The organism is Variovorax sp. MHTC-1 (assembly GCF_003984645.1).
Taxonomy (GTDB): domain Bacteria; phylum Pseudomonadota; class Gammaproteobacteria; order Burkholderiales; family Burkholderiaceae_C; genus Variovorax.
In genome coordinates, this window is the sequence record NZ_RWKI01000069.1 from 1 (window position 1) to 1,834 (window position 1,834).

The window sequence follows — 1,834 nt, forward strand, 5'->3', positions numbered from 1 at the left end:
GTGGACGCCGGCAGTGCGCTGGTGGGCGAGGCCGGCAAGACGATGGAAGAGATCGTGGGCAGCGTGAAGCGCGTGAGCGACATCATCGGCGAGATCACGGCGGCGAGCCACGAGCAGACGCAGGGCATCGAGCAGATCAACCAGGCGATCACGCAGATGGACCAGGTGACGCAGCAGAACGCGGCGCTGGTCGAAGAGGCGGCGGCCGCGGCGCAGTCGATGCAGGAGCAGGCCGGCAACCTGGTGGATGCCGTGAGCGTATTCAGGCTCGACCCCGGCGCGCAGGCCATCCGCGTCGCGCCTGCGCGGGTGCCGAATGCGCGCACCCGATCGCTGGCGAGCCCGCGCAAGACGCCGGCCATCGCCTCCATAGCACCCAAGGCCCTGGCGCGCGGCAGCACGGGCGAGTGGGCCGAATTCTGAACCTCGGGAGATCCTGATGATGAAAGCGACGAATCCGTCGGGGCGAGCGCCTGCCTTCGTTTCGCTGGCGCGCACCCTGACCCTCCGCGCCGGCGTGGCCATGCTGGCACTCACGGTGCTGATCCTGGCCGTCTTCTACGCGCTGGCTTCCACGCAGCAGCAGCGCAGCGCCGCGCAGTACGCGAATGCCAAGGCCGAGGCGATTGCCCGGTCGCTGGACATCTTCGACCAGACCATGCAGCTGAATGCGGAGAACGCGTACGGCGTGTTCCGGCGCCAGTTCGCGCCCACCTTCGTCCTCGAGGACGCGGCACAGGGCACCTTGACGAACTACGGGACCCCGATCGACGGCAGCGCCACCACCGAGGTGGATGCCTTCGCGCGCGACTTTCCCGGCGCCAACGCCACTGTGTTCGTGGCGCAGGGCGAAGACTTCCGCCGCATCACCACTTCGGTCAAGAAGGAGAACGGTGAACGCGCCGTCGGCACCCTGCTCGACCGCAAGAGCGGCGCCTATCCGGTGCTGCGCGCCGGCAAGAAGTTCGTCGGACGCGTCATGCTGTTCGGCCGTCCCTACATGACGGTCTACGAACCGGTGCGCGATGCGGCCGGCAAGGTCGTCGCCGTGCTCTACATCGGCCTGGACATTTCGCGCCAACAGGCCTCCTTCGGCGAAGCCGTGAACAAGACCCGCATCTTCGAAAGCGGCGGACTCTACGTCGTCAATCCGAACGGCGGCGCCGCGGCGGCGACGATCGTGTTCCACCCGTCGGCTGCCGGCAAGAAGCTGGCCGAAGCGCTTCCTCAAGGCGCGGACGCAGCGGACTGGCTCGCGCGCCTGGCCGGTGCGGACAACGCATGGATCGACAACGCGCCTGCCGTGCTGAGCCAGGCGCTCGAAGGGCGGCGCTATGCCTCCGTGGCCAAGAGCGAAGCGAGCGGCTGGCTGGCCGTGGCCGAGGTTCCCGCCTCGGAAGTGATGGCCGAGCTGTACCGCCAGATGGCCTGGCTCGCCGGCGCCATCGGCCTGGCCGCCGTGCTGCTGGGCATTGCACTGGTCGTGTTCATCCGCCGCACCGTGCGGCCGCTCCGCCTGCTGAGCGAGCATGTGCAGGCCATCGGCGCAGGCGACCTGTCGCGGCAGCTGGCGTCGGATCGCCGCGACGAGATGGGTGTCATCACCCGGGCCGTCGAATCGATGCGGGACGGCCTGGCGCGAGTGGTGAGCGGCGTGCGCGAAGGCACCGATGCGATCGCGACGGCCTCGGGCCAGATCTCTGCCGGCAACCAGAATCTTTCGTCGCGGACCGAGGAGCAGGCCAGCTCGCTGGAGCAGACCGCGGCGTCGATGGAAGAGCTGACTTCTACCGTCAAGCAGAACGCGGATAACGCACGCCAGGCCAATCAGCTC

At 68.5% G+C, this 1,834-nt stretch carries 2 protein-coding genes; both read left to right on the plus strand.

Features of this window, described 5'->3' with window-relative positions; translation table 11 throughout:
• Nucleotides 1-423: methyl-accepting chemotaxis protein (locus EJI01_RS28225; RefSeq protein WP_260602738.1), on the plus strand; the 423-nt coding region annotated here is incomplete at its 5' end.
• Between the two features lie 16 nt (nucleotides 424-439).
• A partial coding sequence (locus EJI01_RS28230; protein ID WP_312846094.1) for a Cache 3/Cache 2 fusion domain-containing protein occupies nucleotides 440-1,834 on the plus strand: 1,395 nt, incomplete at its 3' end.